Annotated in this window: 18 protein-coding genes and 1 pseudogene; 11 read left to right on the top strand and 8 right to left on the bottom strand. The window is 73.2% G+C overall.

The window, feature by feature from the left end; all coding sequences use genetic code 11:
• Positions 1–151 precede the first annotated feature (151 nt).
• Positions 152–592 carry a MarR family winged helix-turn-helix transcriptional regulator gene (locus ACWGE1_RS31990; protein WP_033218751.1) on the top strand — a complete coding sequence of 147 codons (441 nt, stop codon included), beginning with the start codon at positions 152–154 and terminating at the stop codon, positions 590–592.
• Between the two features lie 67 nt (positions 593–659).
• Here the strand turns inward: ACWGE1_RS31990 and ACWGE1_RS31985 are convergent, their stop codons facing one another.
• Positions 660–1,433, bottom strand: a complete 774-nt coding sequence (locus ACWGE1_RS31985) for a protein phosphatase 2C domain-containing protein (RefSeq protein WP_453423948.1) — start codon at positions 1,431–1,433, stop codon at positions 660–662.
• A 398-nt stretch (positions 1,434–1,831) separates the two neighbouring features.
• On the opposite strand from ACWGE1_RS31985, the gene ACWGE1_RS31980 reads away from it, so the two are divergent.
• Genes ACWGE1_RS31980 through ACWGE1_RS31960 form a run of 5 tightly spaced genes read left to right on the top strand, consistent with a single transcriptional unit; the run spans position 1,832 to position 7,626 of the window.
• Positions 1,832–4,840 carry a nitrate- and nitrite sensing domain-containing protein gene (locus tag ACWGE1_RS31980; RefSeq protein WP_453423947.1) on the top strand — a complete coding sequence of 1,003 codons (3,009 nt, stop codon included), beginning with the start codon at positions 1,832–1,834 and terminating at the stop codon, positions 4,838–4,840.
• On the top strand, positions 4,837–5,322 hold the full coding sequence (locus ACWGE1_RS31975; RefSeq protein ID WP_453423946.1) for a roadblock/LC7 domain-containing protein: 486 nt from the start codon (positions 4,837–4,839) through the stop codon (positions 5,320–5,322). Before ACWGE1_RS31980 ends, ACWGE1_RS31975 begins: the two co-directional genes overlap by 4 nt.
• Entirely contained in the window at positions 5,319–5,708 is a 390-nt protein-coding gene (locus tag ACWGE1_RS31970) for a DUF742 domain-containing protein (RefSeq protein WP_453423945.1), read from the top strand. Before ACWGE1_RS31975 ends, ACWGE1_RS31970 begins: the two co-directional genes overlap by 4 nt.
• The gene (locus tag ACWGE1_RS31965) at positions 5,689–6,345 is read left to right on the top strand and encodes a GTP-binding protein (protein WP_453423944.1); all 657 of its coding nucleotides are present in this window, start codon (positions 5,689–5,691) and stop codon (positions 6,343–6,345) included. The genes ACWGE1_RS31970 and ACWGE1_RS31965 overlap by 20 nt, the downstream gene beginning before the upstream one ends.
• 3 nt (positions 6,346–6,348) lie before the next feature.
• Positions 6,349–7,626: a styrene monooxygenase/indole monooxygenase family protein gene (locus ACWGE1_RS31960; protein WP_453423943.1), complete on the top strand. Its 1,278-nt coding sequence runs from the start codon at positions 6,349–6,351 to the stop codon at positions 7,624–7,626.
• On the opposite strand, the gene ACWGE1_RS31955 is transcribed toward ACWGE1_RS31960, so the two are convergent.
• From ACWGE1_RS31955 to ACWGE1_RS31930, 6 genes and pseudogenes are all read right to left on the bottom strand, one after another.
• Positions 7,560–8,738: an NlpC/P60 family protein gene (locus ACWGE1_RS31955; RefSeq protein ID WP_453423942.1), complete on the bottom strand. Its 1,179-nt coding sequence runs from the start codon at positions 8,736–8,738 to the stop codon at positions 7,560–7,562. The genes ACWGE1_RS31960 and ACWGE1_RS31955 overlap by 67 nt on opposite strands.
• 180 nt (positions 8,739–8,918) lie before the next feature.
• Positions 8,919–9,839 (bottom strand): RNA polymerase sigma-70 factor, encoded by a 921-nt coding sequence (locus ACWGE1_RS31950; protein WP_453423941.1) that lies wholly within the window; start codon positions 9,837–9,839, stop codon positions 8,919–8,921.
• Between the two features lie 108 nt (positions 9,840–9,947).
• Entirely contained in the window at positions 9,948–10,421 is a 474-nt protein-coding gene (locus tag ACWGE1_RS31945; RefSeq protein WP_453423940.1) for a carboxymuconolactone decarboxylase family protein, read from the bottom strand.
• Between the two features lie 80 nt (positions 10,422–10,501).
• Positions 10,502–10,705, bottom strand: a pseudogene (locus ACWGE1_RS31940) (alpha/beta hydrolase); the annotation flags it as partial.
• 106 nt (positions 10,706–10,811) lie between these two features.
• The gene (locus ACWGE1_RS31935; RefSeq protein WP_453423939.1) at positions 10,812–11,165 is read right to left on the bottom strand and encodes a hypothetical protein; all 354 of its coding nucleotides are present in this window, start codon (positions 11,163–11,165) and stop codon (positions 10,812–10,814) included.
• Positions 11,165–11,572 carry a DUF6325 family protein gene (locus ACWGE1_RS31930; protein WP_453423938.1) on the bottom strand — a complete coding sequence of 136 codons (408 nt, stop codon included), beginning with the start codon at positions 11,570–11,572 and terminating at the stop codon, positions 11,165–11,167. The genes ACWGE1_RS31935 and ACWGE1_RS31930 overlap by 1 nt, the downstream gene beginning before the upstream one ends.
• 97 nt (positions 11,573–11,669) lie before the next feature.
• Between ACWGE1_RS31930 and ACWGE1_RS31925 the strand changes: the two genes are divergently transcribed.
• On the top strand, positions 11,670–13,040 hold the full coding sequence (locus ACWGE1_RS31925; RefSeq protein ID WP_453423937.1) for an FtsW/RodA/SpoVE family cell cycle protein: 1,371 nt from the start codon (positions 11,670–11,672) through the stop codon (positions 13,038–13,040).
• The gene (locus ACWGE1_RS31920; protein ID WP_453423936.1) at positions 13,037–14,494 is read left to right on the top strand and encodes a penicillin-binding transpeptidase domain-containing protein; all 1,458 of its coding nucleotides are present in this window, start codon (positions 13,037–13,039) and stop codon (positions 14,492–14,494) included. The genes ACWGE1_RS31925 and ACWGE1_RS31920 overlap by 4 nt, the downstream gene beginning before the upstream one ends.
• A 90-nt stretch (positions 14,495–14,584) precedes the next feature.
• Here the strand turns inward: ACWGE1_RS31920 and ACWGE1_RS31915 are convergent, their stop codons facing one another.
• Positions 14,585–15,703, bottom strand: a complete 1,119-nt coding sequence (locus tag ACWGE1_RS31915; protein WP_453423935.1) for a ferritin-like domain-containing protein — start codon at positions 15,701–15,703, stop codon at positions 14,585–14,587.
• Positions 15,704–15,871: 168 nt separating this feature from the next.
• Between ACWGE1_RS31915 and ACWGE1_RS31910 the strand changes: the two genes are divergently transcribed.
• The 3 genes from ACWGE1_RS31910 to ACWGE1_RS31900 all read left to right on the top strand — a co-directional run bounded on the left by ACWGE1_RS31910 (position 15,872) and on the right by ACWGE1_RS31900 (position 17,864).
• Positions 15,872–16,801: an AurF N-oxygenase family protein gene (locus tag ACWGE1_RS31910; RefSeq protein WP_453423934.1), complete on the top strand. Its 930-nt coding sequence runs from the start codon at positions 15,872–15,874 to the stop codon at positions 16,799–16,801.
• A gap of 69 nt (positions 16,802–16,870) precedes the next feature.
• Positions 16,871–17,584, top strand: coding sequence for a TetR/AcrR family transcriptional regulator (locus tag ACWGE1_RS31905; RefSeq protein WP_453423933.1), 714 nt, complete (start codon positions 16,871–16,873; stop codon positions 17,582–17,584).
• Positions 17,585–17,594: 10 nt separating this feature from the next.
• Positions 17,595–17,864, top strand: a complete 270-nt coding sequence (locus ACWGE1_RS31900; protein ID WP_453423932.1) for a hypothetical protein — start codon at positions 17,595–17,597, stop codon at positions 17,862–17,864.
• The last annotated feature ends 331 nt before the right edge of the window (positions 17,865–18,195 follow it).

Below are 18,195 nucleotides of genomic sequence, written 5' to 3'. Positions count from 1 at the left end.
GGGCGGTGGCCTTGACCCCCCGGCCGCCCGTCACCCCCCCCCCGCGCCCGTCCCCCCGCTCCGGCGGGGTACCGGGCCGCCGGCACGTCCGCTGCGAAATACTGGCCCCCTCACCCACCGGGGTGCCACACACCATCGAAGGAGCAGGACCGTGCACGGGAGCGAAGACCAGGAGTTCCTTGCCCTGGAGCGGGAGCTGTCCGTCTTCCTCCGGCGGGCCCGCGCCTCCTCCGGCGAGATGGCCCGCGAGCTCCACCCCGAGCTGGAACCGGCCGCGTACGGGCTCCTCGTAAGGCTGGAGGCGGCCGGCCGGCAGCGGGCCACCGAACTCGCCGCCTACTTCGGGGTCGGCAAGGCCACGATGAGCCGGCAGCTGCGGGCCCTGGAGGTCCTGGGCCTGGTGGCCCGCGAACCGGACCCCGCCGACGGCCGGGCCTCCCTGGTCGGCCTCACCGAGGAGGGGCGGGAGCGGTTCCTGCGGGTACGGGGAGCACGGCGCGAGCAGTACATGCGCAAGCTTGCAGACTGGGACCGCGGCGAAGTGGCGGAACTGGCCCGGCTGCTGAACCAGTTGAACGCGGGCGGCGAGTAGCGGCAGCGGCAGCGGCAGCGGTGGCGGTGGCGGCGGCGCTTGGCGCGGCACCGGCGGCCGGAGCCGCTCAGAGCTCCGCGTAGACCGCGGACGCGTCGTCGTGCCGCTTGTTCCGGGCCGGCGGGCGGGCGGGATCGGACTCGATGGCGCGCACCCGGCCGATCAGCCCCTGCGCACCCTCCTTCCGCAGCACCGTCAGGCACTGGGCCCAGTCGCCCTCCCCGAACGTGTCGGTCCACCGGCTCGCCCCGTCCGTCAGCGCGGCCACCGCCCGCACCCGCCCGCGCGGGGTGCGCCCGGTCACCGCCCGCGCCGCCACCGCCGGGTCCGCGGCCGCCGTGAAGAAGCCGCCCTCCGCGTTCCGCAGGGCGTCCGCACGGGCCGCCGAGCGCAGCACCTCCCGCGGGATGCGGTCCAGCCGGTCGTCGAGCACCGCCGTCACCTCGCCGCCGGGCGCCTGCAGGAGCAGGACGGAATCCGAGAGCACGAGGTGCTCCACGTACTCCGCGTCCCAGCGGACCATGACGACCGTCGCCTGCGGGGTGCGCACGTGAGAAAGGTCACAGGTGTCCCGGTGGGCTTCGGCGGTGGCGCGGATGGACTCGGCCAGAACCAGATCGAGCGGCATGTCCCGGAGCGATCCGGACAGTTCGGTCAATCGGCCGCCGAGCCGGGCCGTGAACCAGGGCACGCCGTGCACGCATCCGACATCGCCGGCCGGCGGGGTGACTCCGTCCAGGACCACCAGGACGCCGCCGCCCGAGGCGGGGATCGCGGCCGATACCCAGTCCTCATTGGGGCGTTCCTGGTGGCCGGGGGCCGAGGCGAGGTCGATGCGCATGCCGGCATTCTGCCGCGCCGGGGCGGGCGAACGCGGCAAGGTCTGTACCAAATCGGGCGGGAGCCGGGCGGGCTCGCGCACCCTCCGCCCCGGCGCGGGCCGCAGCGGCGGTGCGGCGGTGCGGTGATGTGGGCGGGCATCCTGCCAAAGCCCGCATCGATCTTTCAACCGCCTGTCCAAGGAGCCGCTCTGACACCGGGTGCCCGAGTTGGTCGGCAACTCATCCGTGATGTTCACTCGTTCGAGTGGCCGGGTGGGCGATGTGCGGCTCTCTCCCCAACACGCTGCAAAGGTCTGAGGCGGTACGAGGGGGCAGGGGGCGTTTACTTGTTGACCGGCCGTTACCTCGGCCACACGAGTAGACGAGCAAGAGCACACGTACAGGATTGCGAGCACCGGTGCAGAAGAAGCGGTCTCGGAAGAACGGCACCGCCGACGGCCCGGCCCCCGCAGGACGCCGCGTCCGCGTGCGCAGCCGGCTGGTCGTCGGCGTCGCCGTCGCAGGACTCACCGTCCTCGCGGCAGGCGCCCCCGCCGTCGTCACCGCCGCGAGGGAGCTGAACGACTCCCAGCGGCTGGTCACCCTCGCGGAGCAGACCGGGCAGATCCTCACCCTCGCGCACGTCCTCGCCGACGAGCGCGACGCCGTGGTCGAATACGCGGGCAAGGGCCGCCCCGGCCCGGCCAGGGCAGCCCTCCAGGAGCGCCTCCTGCGCACCGACCGGCAGATCGCCGAGGCCGCGACCGTGGTCGACGAGCCCCTCGGCACGGCGATGTCCCGCGTCGCGTCCGTCCGTACCGAGGCCATCGACGGCAAGGGCACCCCCCTCGCCGTCCACCAGGCCTACAGCGGCGTCATCACGGAACTCCTCGCACCGGGGGACCGGCTCGTCGAACTGACCCCGCCGCGCGCCGGGGCCGCCCTCACCACCACCCGCCCGCTGGCCCCGCTGGGCCAGGCCGTGGAACAGGCCTCGGCCACCCGCGGACTGCTGCTCGCCGCGCTGGCCGTCCCCCGCGGCGAGCAGCTCCCGGGCTCGGCCGCGGTCGACGAACTCACCACCGCCGCCCAGCGCTCACGCGTACGGGAGCAGGCCGCCCTCGACGACTTCGCGCGGGTCGCGCGGCCCGACGTGCGCCAGACCCTCACCGCCACCGTCACCGGCCCCGAGGTCAAGGCGGCCGACGACTTCCTCAAGCGGCTCGCCGAACGGCCCACCCTGGCCACCGCCGACCGCAAGACCGACGGTGCCGCCGTCGGCGCCGCACTGACCGCCCGCATCGACCGCATGCGCACCGTGGAGGCCACCCTCGCGGGTGAACGCGCCTCCGCCCTGGCCGCCCTGCGCGACGACGACGTGACCCGGCTCGAAGTCCTGGTCGCGCTGATGGGCGTGCTGTTCCTGGTCGTCGTCGGCGTCTCGACCGCCGTGGCGCGCTCGCTCACCCGGCCGCTGTCCGTGCTGCGCCGCGGCGCACAGCGGCTGGCGACGCCCGAGGGCTCGGTGGAACCGGTGCGCTTCACGGGCCGCAACGACGAGTTCGCCGAGGTCGTGCGCCACCTGAACGCGGTGCGCGACCAGACGGTCTCCCTGCACACCCGGATCGCCGGGCTCGACGCCGACCGGCGCCGGATCATCGGCCGCAGCGAGGCGCTCGCCGCCGGCCGGGAAGCGCTGGAGGAGGAACTGTCCACGCTGCGGGCGGGGCTGGAGGAGCACCGCCGCGTCATGTCGACGACCTCCGTCTCGCTGTCGCTGCGGACCCTCGGCCTGGTGGAGCGCCAGCTCGCGGTCATCGAGGAGCTGGAGTCCAAGGAGCAGGACCCGGACCGGCTGGCGACGCTCTTCAAGCTGGACCACCTGGCGACCGTGATGCGCCGCCACAACGAGAACCTGCTGGTCCTCGCCGGACAGGAACACGGCCACGGGCAGGGCCTGCCGGTGCCGCTGGTCGACGTCATGCGGGCCGCCGTCAGCGAGATCGAGCGCTACGAGCGCGTCGACCTCGCGTCGATGCCCTCGTACACCCAGGTCGCGGGGCACGCGGCCGACGACATCTCGCACGTGCTCGCCGAGCTGCTGGAGAACGCCACCACGTTCTCGCCGCCGGAGGTCAAGGTGAAGGTGTCCGGCTGGCTGCAGGACTCCGGCGACGTGGTGCTGTCCGTCGTGGACGAGGGCATCGGCGTCACCGGGGACCGCCTGGAGTCGCTGAACGCCCGGCTGTCCACGCCCGAGGCCTACGACGAGGAACCCGAGGCGGAACACGGCCTCGGCCTCGGCCTGTACGTGGCCGGACGGCTCGCGGCCCGGCACGGCGTCACCGCGGAGCTGCGCGCCCCGCGGCACGGGGGGACCGAGGCCCTGGTGGTCGTCCCGGCGGCGCTGCTGCCCACCACTCCGGTGGTCTCGCCGGTGCACGCCCTGGCCACGCCGGGCGGGCCCGCACTGCGGCTGCCGGGCGTGATAGCGGAGGCGAACGAGAACACGCTGCCGCCGCGCCAGCGGGGTGCGCACGCGGCTCCCGACCCGCAAGCGGACCCGGACCCGCAAGCGGACCCGGAAGCGGAAGCGGACCCGGAAGCGGAAGCGGAGCCGGAAGTGCAGGCCAAGGCCAAGGCCGAAGCCGAGGCCGAGGCCGCCGTCGCGGAGCCGGAGCCCGCCGTCGTGGAGCCCGAGCCGCAGCCCGGGTCCGAGCCGGAGCCCGCCGTCGCGGCGGTCCCGATCACCCTGGCCGAGGCGCTCGCGGCCCCCGCCGCCGTGACCGAGGCCCCGGCCGAGCCGGAGTCGGAGCCGAGCCGGGACCCGGTGACCGACACCGCCGGACTCCCGCCCGCCGACCAGGTGTTCGTCGCCGCGCCCCCCGCCGGGGACGGGCCGACTCCTGAGGAACAGCTGCTCGCTCGGGTCGTCCCCGACACAGAGCCGGCCGCCCTCGGGGTGTCGGACCCTGCCGAGGGGATCCCGGCCGCGGCGCACGACGCCGCACCCGTGGCCGACGTACGGGAAGACGAACCGGAGGCGGAGCCGCACAGCCATGCCCCGGCCGAGGGCAACTGGCTCCCCCGCCAGGGCAGCCACCCTGCCGACCAGGCCGACGGCGAAGGAGCCGTCACCGACAAGGGCCTGCCGAAGCGGACCCCGCGCACCGTCACCGCCAAGCGCGCGGCCCGTGACGACGCACCGCCCGAGCCGCCGCGCCGTGTCGACGCCGAGGAGTTGCGGCGCCGCCTCGGAGGCTTCTACCAGGGAGCCCAGGACGGACGGCGCGTCGTCGCCGCCGAACTCGCGCAGGAGCAGGGGCCCGGCGAAGCGCTCGACCAAGCGCTCGACCGGGGACGGACGCCGAGGCAGGGCCAGAGCAAGACCGACCGGGGGGACACCGCACAGGAGGCACGCACATGACCGCGCCCAGTACGTACGGACTGAGCACCCAGGCCCGCAACCTGCAGTGGCTGCTGACCGACCTGGTCGAGGAGGTGCCCGGCGTCAACTCCGTCGCCGTCGTCTCCTCGGACGGGCTGCTGCTCCTGTCCTCCGACCCGGGAGCCGGCGCGGCCGAGCCGCCGGCCACGCCCCGGCCCAAGGGCCCGCGCGGCGCGTCCGCCGACCTCGCCACGATCGTCTCCGGTCTCGGCAGCCTCACCACCGGCGCCGCCGCCCTCATGGAGTGCGGCTCGGTCAAGCAGACCATGGTGGCGATGGAGCACGGCTCCGTCTTCGTCATGGCCATCAGCGACGGCTCCCTGCTGGGCGTGCACGCCACCCCCGACTGCGACATGAGCGTCGTCGCCTACCACATGGCCCTGTTCGTGGGCCGGGCCGGCCACGTACTGACCCCCGAAGTCCGCAGCGAGCTGCGCCAGTCGATGGAGAACACCCCGTGAGGAGTACGGCCTCCGACCGGCTGCCGATACGCGGCGCCGACCGCCGCCCCGCCCGCGTCCGCCCGTACTCCCTCACGGGCGGCCGCACCCGCTTCACGCAGGTCCTGCTCGTCGAGACGTTCGTCGCCGCCCTGGACACCAAGGTGTCGGAGCCGCAGAAGCCCGACCGCATGCCCGAGATGCCCGCCATCGTCGAGGCGTGCCGCCGCATGCGCACGATCGCCGAGATAGCCGCGCTGCTGAAGCTCCCGCTCGGCGTGGTCCGCGTCCTGGTCAGCGACCTCGCGGACCAGGGAAGGGTCCGCGTCTACGGAACGGGCCACGGCACCGGCCGTCCCGAACGCGCGCTGCTGGAAAGGGTGCTCAGTGGTCTTCGCCGTCTCTGACCGTCCGGTGCCCGTGCCGCTGTCGGACGACGAGCCGGTCCAGCCCTGGCAGTACGACCGCTCCCGTGCACCCGTCGCCGTCAAGGTGCTGGTCGCGGGCGGCTTCGGCGTCGGCAAGACCACCTTCGTCTCCTCCGTCTCCGAGATCACCCCGCTGCGTACCGAGGCGGTGATGACCCTGGCCAGTGTCCCGACCGACGATCTGTCCGGCACGCCGGAGAAGAACACCACCACCGTCGCGATGGACTTCGGCCGCATCACCCTCGACGACGACCTCGTCCTCTACGTGTACGGAACCCCCGGTCAGGAGCGGTTCTGGTTCATGTGGGACGACCTGGTGCGCGGTGCCATCGGCGGCCTCGTCCTGGCCGACACCCGCCGCCTGCGCGACTGCTTCCCGGCCCTCGACTACTTCGAGAGCTGCGGACTCCCGTACGCCGTCGCCGTCAACCACTTCGACGGCTCGCAGTCGTACGAGCCCGAGGACGTCCGCGAGGCGCTCAGCGTCCCGCCCCACGTGCCCGTCGTGATCATGGACGCGAGGCGCCGGGACACGGTGATCGAGTCCCTGCTGGCCCTGGTGGGCCACGCCCTCGACAGCACCCCGGAACAGAGCACCCCCGAACAGGGAACGTGAGAGATGCGCAAGATACTTGTCGTAGGAGCCGGTCAGTCCGGACTCCAGCTCGCCCTCGGACTCCTGTCGAAGGGGTACGAGGTCACCCTCATGTCCAACCGGACGGCGGACGAGATCCGCACCGGGCGGGTCATGTCCACGCAGTGCATGTTCGACACGGCGCTGCAGCACGAGCGTGACCTCCAGCTCAACTTCTGGGAGCGGCAGGCCCCGAGGATCGAGGGCATCGGGGTCTCCGTCGCCGCCCCCGACGGCGGCCGCGCGGTCGACTGGCTCGGCCGGCTCAAGGGGTACGCGCAGTCCGTCGACCAGCGCGTGAAGATGGCCGGCTGGCTCGACACCTTCGTGCAGCGGGGCGGGCAGCTGGTCATCCACGGGGCCTCCGTCGCCGACCTCGACTTCTTCTCCCGTACGTACGACCTGGTGCTGGTCGCCGCCGGCAAGGGCGAGCTGGTCTCGATGTTCGGGCGGGACGCGGCGCGTTCCCCCTACGACGCCCCGCAGCGCGCGCTCGCCGTCTCCTACGTGCACGGCCTCGGCCCGCGCCCGGAGCACCCGGAGACGGAGGCGGTCCGCTGCAACCTGGTCCCGGGCGTGGGCGAGCTGTTCGTCATGCCGACCCTGACCACCTCGGGCCGGGCGGACATCCTGTTCTGGGAGGGCCTGCCCGGAGGTCCGCTGGACGTCTTCAATGGCGTCAAGGACCCGGCGGAGCACCTCGCGCTCACGCTGGAGCTGATGGAGAAGTTCACGCCCTGGGAGTACGCCCGGGCGAGGAAGGTCGAGCTGACCGACGCGGGCGGCACGCTCGCCGGTCGCTACGCGCCGACCGTCCGCAACCCGATCGGGCGCCTTCCGGGCGGCGGTCTGGTGCTGGGTGTCGCCGACGTGGTCGTCGCGAACGACCCGATCACCGGGCAGGGCTCGAACTCCGCCGCGAAGTGCGCGGCCTCGTACCTGTCGTCGATCCTGATGCACGGGGACAAGCCGTTCGACGAGGCGTGGATGAAGGCCACCTTCGACAAGTACTGGTTCACCACGGGCAAGCCGGTGACCCAGTGGACGAACGCGATGCTGGGCGTCCCGCCGGAGCACGTACTGAACCTGATCGGCGCGGCCGGGCAGCTCCAGCCGGTGGCGAATCGATTCGCCAATGGCTTCGACAACCCGGCCGACTTCGACGCGTACTTCTACGACCCCGAGGACGCGGCGGACTACCTGGCCGAGGTCGCCTCTGCCGCCGGAGCCTCCCCGGCCGCCGGAGCCTCCTCCGAGGAGTAGCCGGTGTCGTCCCCCGGGGCTGCCTCGGGCAGCTCGGGCGGGGTGAACTCGGCGAGCGGGGCGCCGTCCGGATCCGGGCGGACGGCCCCCAGCAGCGGGTTCGCGGCGATCGGCGAGACCTTGACCCGGGCCCCGGGCCGCGGTGCCTGGATCACCTTGCCGTCGCCGACGTACAGGCCCACGTGGGTGGCCTTGGGGAAGTAGACCACCAGGTCCCCCGGCCGCAGCCGGTCCAGCGGCACCTTCGGCAGCCGGGCCCACTGCTCCTGACTGGTCCGCGGGATGGTGCGCCCGGCATGCGCCCAGGCCTGTGAGGTCAGCCCGGAGCAGTCGAAGGATCCCGGCCCCTCGGCGCCCCAGACGTACGGCTTGCCGATCTGGGCCGCCGCATAGGTGAGGGCCGCGCCACCGGCCGCCGTGGGGGTGCCCGTACGGGCGGGCAGCCGGCCCGAATCGACCAGGTCCCGCTGCGCGGCGGCGGTGTTCTCGGCCTCCTGCGCGCCGAGCCGGGTGAGCTGATCCGGGGTCAGGGCCGCGAGCACCCGCTCGACCTCCTTGAGCTGCGTCGCGACCTCGTCCTTCTGGAGCTTCTGGCGCGCGGCCAGGGTCTGCCGGACGTCCAGGGCCTTGCGGGCCCGGGCGGCGAGCGCGTCGGCCTCCTTCTCGCCCCGGGCGAGCCGGCCCAGAGCGGCGGCCCTCCGGGCGCCCTCGCGGGCCGCGAGCCGGCGCTGGTCCAGGGCGGCCTGGGGGTTCCCGGCGAGCAGCATGCGGGCGTACGGGGACAGGCCCTGGCTGCCCTGGTACTGCTCCCTGGCGAGGCGCCCGGCCAGCGCCTTCTCGGAGTGGAGAGCCGTACGGGCCCTGCCGAGGTCGGCGGCGCGCAGCCGATCCTCGGCCTCGCCGGCCCGGAGGGCCACCTCGGTGGCGTTGTACGCCTCGGTGGCCTCCTCCGCCTTCTGGTACAGGCCCTGCAGGCGGGTGAGCAGCACCCCGACGGACTCCCCCTCGGGGAGGCCCGGCTCGGCGCCGGCCCGGGGGACCGGTCCGGCGACGAGGAGTACTGCGGCGATGCAGGCGGCGCGAAGCGGCCGGTGGGACAGCCGATATGACATGGGGTCACCTCCGAGGCGGCCGATGCTGCCACGCCCGGTATGACAAATCGCCCACCGGGGGCGGCCGGTCGGGCAGGGTCACCCGGTCGGGGCCCATCGGCCCCGCCGGACGGGCCCCTGCGGCACGGGCCTGCGGCACGGGCCCTGCCCCGGACGGGCCCCCGCCCGACGGGTCCGGGGTCAGCCCGAGCGGCGGGCCAGCCTGAGCTCGCGGTCGAGCGCCCAGGCGTCGGCGACGGGGCCGAGGTGGCCGAGCTTGTCCGGGTTGACCACCGAGCGGATCGTCTCGATCCGGCCGTCCCGCACCTCGAAGGCCAGGACGTGGGACACCCTGCCGTCCGCGTCGCGGAAGACCGCACCCGGCCCGCCGTTCACCTCGTGCGGCTCGGACGTCACCCCGATCCGGAGCAGCCACGGGAAGACCGAGGCGAGCAGACGTGCCACGTTCCCGGCGCCCGTGACGGCCCTGGCCAGCTGCGGGGCCCTGCCGCCGCCGTCCCCGACCAGCTGGGCGTCGGCCGCCAGCAACTGCTGCAGACCGCCGACGTCGCCGTCCTTCAGCGCGTCCAGGAACCGCGTCGCCAGCTCCTGCCGCTCCCGGCGGTCCGCCCGGAACCGCGGCTGCCCCGCCTCCATGTGCCGCCGCGCCCGCACCAGCAGCTGCCGGCAGGCGGCCTCCGACCGGCCCACCGCGGCGGCGACCTCGTCGAAGCCGAAGGCGAAGACGTCCCGCAGGACGAACACCGAGCGCTCCAGCGGGCTGAGCCGCTCCAGGAGCAGCAGCGCCGCCATCGACACCGAGTCGGCGAGCTCCACCGACCGTGCCGGGTCCTGGTAGGGATCGTTCAGCAGGGGCTCGGGGAACCAGGGCCCCACGTACTCCTCCCGCCGTACCCGGGCGGAGCGCAGCACGTCGATCGAGATCCGTGTCACCGTCGTCGACAGGAAGGCCTTGGTCGACGTGGGCCGGGTCGCCGAGGCGTCGAAGCGCAGCCAGGTCTCCTGCACCGCGTCCTCCGCCTCGCTCACGCTGCCCAGGATCCGGTACGCGATCGAGAACAGCAGCGACCGCAGGTCCTCGAACTCCTCGACCTTGCTCATGTCGGCATTCCTCCCCGTGGTTGCCCGCCCGGCCGCACGCGGCGGCGCGGGCGGCCTCCGATGATCATCAGAGCTCCGGCGGGCGGACGCAAGACGGTGCAGTGCCGCTCAGTGGAACTGCCCGGGCTCGTAACTGCCGCCCGGCTGCTGGGTGATGAGGTTGATCCTGTTGGCCATGTTCATCAGCGAGATCAGCAGCACCAGGGCGTTGAGCTGCTCCTCGTCGTAGTGGAGGGCGGCGCGTGCCCACACCTCGTCCGGCACCCCGCCGGCCCCGTCCGCGGTGCGGGTCCCCTGCTCCGCCAGCTCCAGGGCGGCCCGCTCGGCCTCGGTGAAGACCGTGGCCTCCCGCCACGCCGCCACCAGGTGCAGCCGTACCGGGGTCTCGCCGGCGGCGGTGGCCTCCTTGGTGTGCATGTCGAGGCAGACCGCACAGCCGTTGATCTGGCTCACGCGCAGCGACACCAACTCCTGCGTCGCCGCCGGCAGCGGCGAGTCCTTGATCACCCGGCCTGCCGAGATGAGGTGCTTGAAGGCCTTGCCGGTGGTCGGGCTGGCGAAGAGGTTCAGTCGCGCGTCCATGGGGTGCTCCTCGGTGGTCGTCGTCGGCTACACCCATGGGACGAGGTGGCCCGGCCCCCTGTGACATGCGCGCATGTGACCTACGTCTCCCCGCCGGCGGGCCGGGTGAGGATGCGCCGGAGCCGGCGGGAACGGGCGTTGCGGGCGTCGCGGCTGAGAGCGGCCCCGGGGGCGAAGCTGTCGAAGCCGTGGCAGGCGCCGGGCCATACGTGCAGCTCGGCCTGGCCGCCGGCCTGCCAGATCGCGTTGGCGTAGGCCACGTCCTCGTCCCTGAAGGTCTCGGATCCGCTTCGGGCCCGGGCGGTCGGTCCCCACGGCGCGCCGCCGTCCGCAGGGAAGCTGTTCATCCGGAGCGGGGACGGGGCTGTCCACCCCCCGTCCGCGCCGGCGTCAGCCGCGGAGGAGACGGGCCTTGGCCGCCGTGAACTCCTGCGGGGTCAGCAGGCCCTCGCGGGCCAGGACGGCCAGTTGGGTGAGCTCCGCGACCAGGCCGGCCGAGGGGGCCGGCTCGGCCGGCGGCGTCGCGGCCGCAGGGATCGCGGCCACCGGCTCCGGTTCGGCGGGCCCCGGCCCGGCCGCCCCCGGGGCTTCCGGCTGTGCCCCGGGCAGCGGTGCGGCCGGGTCCATCGCCCCCGCCGTGTGTTCCGCCGTACCGGCCGCCCGCGCCAGCAGGCCCCGTAGCAGCGGGTGCCCGGCCGGACGGTTCGCGGCGTGCACGGACGCCCCCATCGGGCGGATGAACATCAGGCCACCCCCGCACGCGGGTCCGCCGGGACCCGGTCCGGCGGGATCCGGACCGAGCCCACGATCCGGCCGCCCGCCGCCCGTACGGCGACGGCCGCGTCCTCGGCCCACAGGTGCTCGACCACCAGCAGCAGTGCGCAGCTCCCGCGCTCCAGCAGTCCCGCCGCCTCCTGTACGTCCTCCGGCCCGATCAGCCGGGCCACGTCACGGCCCGTCAGCAGGCCGTGCAGCTCCACGAACTCGTCGAACTCGGCCGCCAGCACGTCCCCCGAGGCCGTTCTCGTCGCCACGAGCCCGTCGATCAGCCGGACCACCCCGGTCTTACGCAGCCCCATCACGGCCTCCACCGCCGGGGCCCGCAGCTGCTCCTCCGGGAACGCGAGGACGATGAATTCCACAGGTCCCATACGCCTCGGCTCCTCACTTCCGACCGTTTGTGACGACTCTTCGGCACACTATGGCATAAGCGGACATATCATCCGTCTGCTTGCTACGTTTCGGTGCATGAGCGCTCTGACGGAAAAGGTGGCGGAGCCCGCCCCGCCCCCACCCCCCGGCGCCGGCGCCCCCAAACGGCGCGGCGTCGAGCTGACGCTCCTCGCCGGAGCCGTCCTGATCTCCGTCCTCGGCCACCTCTACGTCGGCCTCGCGACCACCGGCCGCACCCCCGGCCACGCCGCCCGCTACGCCGCCGGCCTCTGCGCGGCCGCCCTGCTCGCACACCTCGCCGTCCGGCTCCGGGCCCCGTACGCCGACCCCCTCCTGCTCCCGATCGCCGTCCTGCTCAACGGCCTCGGTCTCGTCCTCATCCAGCGGCTCGACCTGACCACCCCCGGCCACCTCACCGCCGGGGACCAACTCCTGTGGTCCGCCCTCGGCGTGGCCCTGTTCGTCCTCGTCGTCACGGTGCTGCGCGACCACCGGGTGCTCCAGCGCTACGCGTACCTCTCCGTCGCGGTGGCCCTCGTACTGATGCTGATCCCCGTCTTCTTCCCGGCGGTCAACGGCGCGCACATCTGGATCCGGTTCGCCGGGCTCTCCTTCCAGCCGGGGGAGTTCGCCAAGATCCTGCTCGCGGTCTTCTTCGCCGCCTACCTCGCCGCGAACCGCACGGCGCTCGCCCTCACCGGACGCCGGCTCTTCTGGAAGCTCCGGCTCCTCCCCGGCCGCGTCCTCGGCCCGATCCTCGCGATCTGGCTGCTCAGCGTCGGCGTGCTGGTCCTGGAGCGGGATCTGGGCACCTCACTGCTGTTCTTCGGACTGTTCGTGATCATGCTGTTCACCGCCACCGGGCGGATCGGCTGGATCGCGATCGGGCTGCTGCTGGCCGCCCTCGGCGCCTACGCCGTCGGGACCTTCGAACCGCACGTGCACAGCCGGGTCGACGACTGGCTGCACCCTTTCGCCTCCATCGAGCGCGGCGAGGGCCCCGGCCAGCTCGCCCAGTCCCTCTTCGCCTTCGGCGCCGGCGGCCTCCTCGGCGCCGGCCTCGGCCACGGCCAGTCCTTCCTCATCGGCTTCGCCGCCAAGTCGGACTTCATCCTCGCCACGGCCGGCGAGGAGCTCGGCCTCGTCGGCCTGGCCGCGATCCTGCTCCTCTACGGGCTCCTCGTCGCCCGCGGCTTCCGCGCCGGGCTCGCCGTGCGCGACCCCTTCGGACGGCTGCTCGCCACCGGGCTCGCCTCGATCGTCGCGCTCCAGGTGTTCGTCATCGCGGGCGGGGTCACCGGCCTGATCCCGCTCACCGGCATGGCCATGCCCTTCCTGGCCCAGGGCGGCTCCTCCGTCGTCACCAACTGGATCATCGTCGCCCTGCTGGTCCGGCTCAGCGACAGCGCCCGCAGACCCCGCCCCGCAGAGGAGCCGGCCGAGTGATCCGCTACATCCGCTGGTGCGCGTACTTCTGCGCCCTCCTGCTCGTCGCCCTGCTGGTCAACATCGCCCGCGTCCAGGTCTGGGAGTCCGCCGCCTACGGCGCGAACCCGGCCAACAAACGCCCCGCCATCGCGCGCTACGCCGAACCCCGGGGCGACATCCTGGTCGACGGGCGCCCCGTCACCGGCTCCCGCGACAGCGGCCAACTGCTGCGCTACGAGCGCACCTACGCGAACGGCCCGCTCTACGCGCCCGTCACCGGCTTCTCCTCCCAGACCTACGGGACCAGCTTCGTGGAGCGCGCCGAGGACGCGATCCTGTCGGGCACCGACCCGGGGCTCTCGGCCTTCCCGCTCTGGTACGAACTGGCCCGCGGCCGCCCGGCCGGCGGGAACGCCGCCACCACCGTCCGCTCCGGCATGCAGCTGGCCGCGTACACCGGGCTCGCGGGCAAGCGCGGGGCGGTGGCCGCCGTGGAGCCGGCCACCGGGAAGATCCTCGCGCTGGTCAGCAGCCCCTCGTACGACCCCTCCGTGCTCTCCGGTACGGGGACGAAGGTCAAGGAGGCGTGGACGGCGCTGAACGCGGACCCCGCCCGGCCGATGCTCAACCGGGCGCTGCGCGAGACGTACCCGCCCGGCTCCACCTTCAAGATCGTGACGGCGGCGGCCGCCCTCGACGCGGGGGTGGTCACCGATGTGGACGCGCCGACCCGGACCCCCGACCCCTACCCGCTGCCCGGGACCAGCACCCTGCTGCCGAACGCGGGCACGGGCTGCGAGGACGCCTCGATGGCGGACGCGGTGCAGTGGTCCTGCAACACGGTGATGGCCAAGATCGGGGTGCAGGTCGGGCTGCGCCGGATGGTGGAGGCCTCGCAGCGCTTCGGGTTCAACGGCGAGGGGCTGCGGGTGCCCTCGTGGGTGTCCCGGTCGAACTTCGATTCCGACATGAGCCGGGACCAGCTGGCCCTGTCCTCGATCGGACAGTTCAACACGAAGGCCACCCCGCTGCAGATGGCGATGGTGGCGGCGGCGGTCGCCAACGGCGGCGAGCTCACGTACCCCTACCTGGTGGAACGGACGACGCAGAACGACGGCTCCCAGGTGCGGCGCGGCGACCGGCGCAGCCTCGGCCGGGCGATGAACCCGGCCACTGCCCTGCGGCTGCAGGAGCTGATGGTCAAGGTGGTGGAGAACGGTACGGGCCGCAACGCCGCGATCCCGGGCGCGGTGGTCGGCGGCAAGACGGGCACCGCCCAGCACGGGGTCGGCAACGCGGGGACCCCGTACGCCTGGTTCATCGCCTGGGCCAGGGCCGAGGGCACGGCGCTGCCGCAGGTGGCGGTCGCGGTGGTGGTCGAGGACGCGTCGGCCGACCGGGGCGACATCAGCGGCAACGGGGCGGCGGCGCCGATCGCGCGGGCGGTGATGGAGGCGGCGCTGGCCGGCTGACGCCGGGGCCGTCGCCGCGGGTGCGGGTACGGGCGCCCGCGCGAGCCGGTCCGGCCCCCGCCGTGGCCCCGGACCGGTGCGGACCGCCGGTCACGCTGCGCCCGCACCGGCCGATCCGTCGGCCATGGCGGCCTCGACCTCCTCCACCCGCGCCGACTCCTCGGCCGCGAACCGCTCGCGGTCGAGCGCCTCGGCGATCTCCTCGTCCTGGCTCATCAGCAGGTCCAGGTTGGAGTCGCCCAGATCGAAGACGCCCATGTCCAGGTAGGCCCGCTGCAGCCGCTCGCCCCACAGCCCGATGTCCTTCACGCACGGCACGATCCGGCTGAACAGCAGCTTCCGGAAAAGGTGCAGGAACTCCGACTGCTCGCTGAACTCCTCCGCCTCCTTGCGCGGGACACCGAAGTTCTCCAGCACCTCCACCCCGCGCAGCCGGTCCCGCATCAGGTAGCAGCCCTCGATTACGAACTCCTCGCGCTCGCGCAGCTCGGCGTCGGTGAGCTGCTTGTAGTAGTCGCGCAGCGCCATGCGCCCGAAGGCCACGTGCCGGGCCTCGTCCTGCATCACGTAGGCCAGGAGCTGCTTGGGCAGCGGCTTGGTGGTCGTGTCGCGGATCATGCCGAAGGCGGCCAGCGCCAGCCCCTCGATGAGCACCTGCATGCCGAGGTAGGGCATGTCCCAGCGGGAGTCGCGCAGGGTGTCGCCCAGCAGCCCCTGGAGGCTGTCGTTGATCGGGTACAGCATCCCGACCTTCTCGTGCAGGAAGCGCCCGAAGATCTCGGCGTGCCGGGCCTCGTCCATGGTCTGCGTGGCGGAGTAGAACTTCGCGTCCAGATCCGGCACCGACTCGACGATGCGCGCCGCGCACACCATCGCGCCCTGCTCACCGTGCAGGAACTGGCTGAAGTTCCAGGAGGCGTAGTGCCGGCGCAGCTCGCCCCGGTCCTTCGCGGTGAGCTTGGCCCAGTACCGCGTCTCGTACAGCGGCAGCGCCTCTTCGGGGGTGCCCAGCGGATCGTACGGATCCACCTCGATGTCCCAGTCGATGCGCTTGCTGCCGTCCCACTGCTTGTCCTTGCCCTTCTGGTAGAGGGCCAGGAGCCGCTTGCGGCCGTCGGCGTACTCCCAGTTGAAGCGGGCGGAGCCGGTGGCCGGGACCTGCCAGACCGTCTCGCCCGGGTTCGCGGTGTAGAGCTCATGCGTCGACACTGACGCCCCCTCGTCGCACGTACTGCCGTGTGGGACCGGACAGTTGGCAGCGTCACACGTTGGTAGACGCGGGGTCAACAAGTCGTGCGCGAGGGATTGACGACCTTGCTGACAGGCAGTCTCATAAGAAGTGACCGCCGGTAACTCGACGACGAGGTGTCCGAACCCATGACGACCGTGACCGAACGAGCCGCGCTCAGGGACGCCCTCGGCCTGCTCAAGGACCGCGAGCAGATAGCCGAGCGACTGCTCGAATCCTCGGCCAAGCACTCCTTCGACCCCGACAAGGAACTCGACTGGGACTCCCCGGCGATCGAGGGCAAGTACTACTGGCCGCCGGAACTGCTCTCCCTCTACGACACCCCGCTGTGGAAGAAGATGGGGGAGGAGCAGCGCATCGACCTCTCCCGCCACGAGGCGGCCGCACTCGGCTCGCTCGGCATCTGGTTCGAGATCATCCTCATGCAGCTCATGGTCCGGCACATCTACGACAAGTCGCTGACCAGCAAGCACGTGCGCTACGCCCTCACCGAGATCGCCGACGAGTGCCGCCACTCGATGATGTTCGCCCGCATGATCCAGAAGAGCGGCAGCCCCGAGTACCCCGTCTCCCGCCTCAACCACAACCTCGCGCGGATCCTCAAGACCGTCTCCACCACCCCCGGCTCCTTCGCCTGCACCCTCCTCGGCGAGGAGATCCTCGACTGGATGCAGCGCCTGACCTTCCCGGACGAGCGCATCCAGCCGCTGGTCCGCGGCGTCACCCGGATCCACGTCATCGAGGAGGCCCGGCACGTCCGGTACGCCCGCGAGGAACTGCGCCGCCAGATGGTGACGGCACCGCGCTGGGAACAGGAGCTCACCCGGATCAGCTGCGGCGAGGCCGCACGGGTCTTCTCGCTCGCCTTCGTGAACCCGGCCGTCTACGACAACATCGGCCTGGACCGCCGCGAGGCCGTCGCCCAGGTGAAGGCGAGCGGCCACCGCCGCGAGGTCATGCAGACCGGCGCCAAGCGGCTCACCGACTTCCTCGACGACATCGGCGTCCTGCGCGGAGTCGGCCGGAGGCTGTGGCAGAGCTCGGGGCTGCTGGCCTAGGGGGTGTCCGCAGGGGCCCGATCGGCAGGACACCCACTCGCCCGACAGCGGCCGGGCTACCCTGCGGACATGACCGTACGCGCGTACCGCAGGCTCAGCGTCGAGGAGCGGCGGGCCCAACTCCTCGACGCCGCCCTCTCGCTGTTCGCGCACCGGGCCCCGGAGGAGGTCTCGCTGGACGACGTCGCCGAGGCCGCCGGGGTCTCGCGCCCGCTCGTCTACCGCTACTTCCCGGGCGGCAAGCAGCAGCTCTACGAGGCCGCCCTGCGCTCGGCGGCGGACCTCCTCGAACAGTGCTTCGCCGAACCCCAGCAGGGGCCCCTGACCCGGCGCCTGTCCCGGGCCCTGGACCGCTACCTCGCCTTCGTCGACGAACACGACGCCGGCTTCTCGGCCCTCCTCCAGGGCGGCAGCGTCGTGGAGACCTCCCGCACGACGGCGACCGTGGACGGCATCCGCCGGGCCGCCGCCGAACAGATCCTCCTCCACCTGGACGTCCCGGCCCCGGGCCCCCGGCTGCGCATGATGGTCCGTACGTGGATCACCGCGGTCGAGGCGGCCTCCCTCATCTGGATCGACGAGGGCAAGCAGCCGGAGGTCGAGCGCCTACGGGACTGGCTGCTGGACCAGTTCATCGCCCTGCTGACGGCCACCGCCGCCACGGACCCGGAAACGGCGGCGGCCGCCCGGGCCGCCCTCGCCCTGGAATCGGCGGACGGTCCCGTCGGGGTCCTGGCCCGCCGAGTGATCCCGGTGGTGTCCGAGGCCGCCCACCTGCTGTGACACTGATGGGGTGAGAAGCCAACCGACCCCGTTCGAGGGCGGCCCGATGGACGGCCGGGTCCTCCCGGTCCTCCTCGGCCCGACCGGACACCCCCCGAAGTGGTACGAGATCCCCGTCCCGACGCCGGACGGCGGGCCGCCGACGGTACTGCTGTACGAACGCGTCCCGGCGGGGTACTCCAAGCGGCTGGGCCTGCAGAAGGGCTGGAAGTACGACTTCCGCCCCTCGGGCACAAAGCCCAAGATCCGCTGGCCCTGGACGAAACCCCCCCGCCCCTGACACCACCGGGGCGGGGCCGAGCCGTGTGCGCCGGGGCGTCTCCTCGGACGCCGAACCTGACGAGGTGTCGGAGGCTGCGGCCGCGGTGCCTTCGGCGCCCTGCGGGGACCACCCCGACACACACCCGTCCCCGCCCTGCCGAGCCCTGGGCCCGAGACTGCCACGGGCCGAATGCGCCGGGTGGCGTCTCCCAGGAGCTTCCGGCGAGGAACAGGCAGGGAACCCCGCCGAGCCTCGGGCCGGGTGCGGAGGCCGGGGCCGGGTGTGTGCCGGGGCGCTCCCCGCAGGGCGCCGAACGCACTGCCGCCCGGCATTCCGACCCCTCGTCACG

Source organism: Streptomyces sp. NPDC054932 (assembly GCF_053610205.1).
Note: the sequence above shows the minus strand (reverse complement) of the source record. Positions and strands in the feature narration are given on the sequence as shown.

Bases quoted from the DNA above. Each gene is read 5' to 3' on its own strand.
- ACWGE1_RS31985 (WP_453423948.1), bottom strand. From the start codon at position 1,433: ATGCGCATCGACCTCGCCTCGGCCCCCGGCCACCAGGAACGCCCCAAT.
- ACWGE1_RS31975 (WP_453423946.1), top strand. From the start codon at position 4,837: ATGACCGCGCCCAGTACGTACGGACTGAGCACCCAGGCCCGCAACCTG.
- ACWGE1_RS31960 (WP_453423943.1), top strand. From the start codon at position 6,349: ATGCGCAAGATACTTGTCGTAGGAGCCGGTCAGTCCGGACTCCAGCTC.
- ACWGE1_RS31955 (WP_453423942.1), bottom strand. From the start codon at position 8,738: ATGTCATATCGGCTGTCCCACCGGCCGCTTCGCGCCGCCTGCATCGCC.
- ACWGE1_RS31950 (WP_453423941.1), bottom strand. From the start codon at position 9,839: ATGAGCAAGGTCGAGGAGTTCGAGGACCTGCGGTCGCTGCTGTTCTCG.
- ACWGE1_RS31945 (WP_453423940.1), bottom strand. From the start codon at position 10,421: ATGGACGCGCGACTGAACCTCTTCGCCAGCCCGACCACCGGCAAGGCC.
- ACWGE1_RS31935 (WP_453423939.1), bottom strand. From the start codon at position 11,165: ATGTTCATCCGCCCGATGGGGGCGTCCGTGCACGCCGCGAACCGTCCG.
- ACWGE1_RS31930 (WP_453423938.1), bottom strand. From the start codon at position 11,572: ATGGGACCTGTGGAATTCATCGTCCTCGCGTTCCCGGAGGAGCAGCTG.
- ACWGE1_RS31925 (WP_453423937.1), top strand. From the start codon at position 11,670: ATGAGCGCTCTGACGGAAAAGGTGGCGGAGCCCGCCCCGCCCCCACCC.
- ACWGE1_RS31910 (WP_453423934.1), top strand. From the start codon at position 15,872: ATGACGACCGTGACCGAACGAGCCGCGCTCAGGGACGCCCTCGGCCTG.
- ACWGE1_RS31905 (WP_453423933.1), top strand. From the start codon at position 16,871: ATGACCGTACGCGCGTACCGCAGGCTCAGCGTCGAGGAGCGGCGGGCC.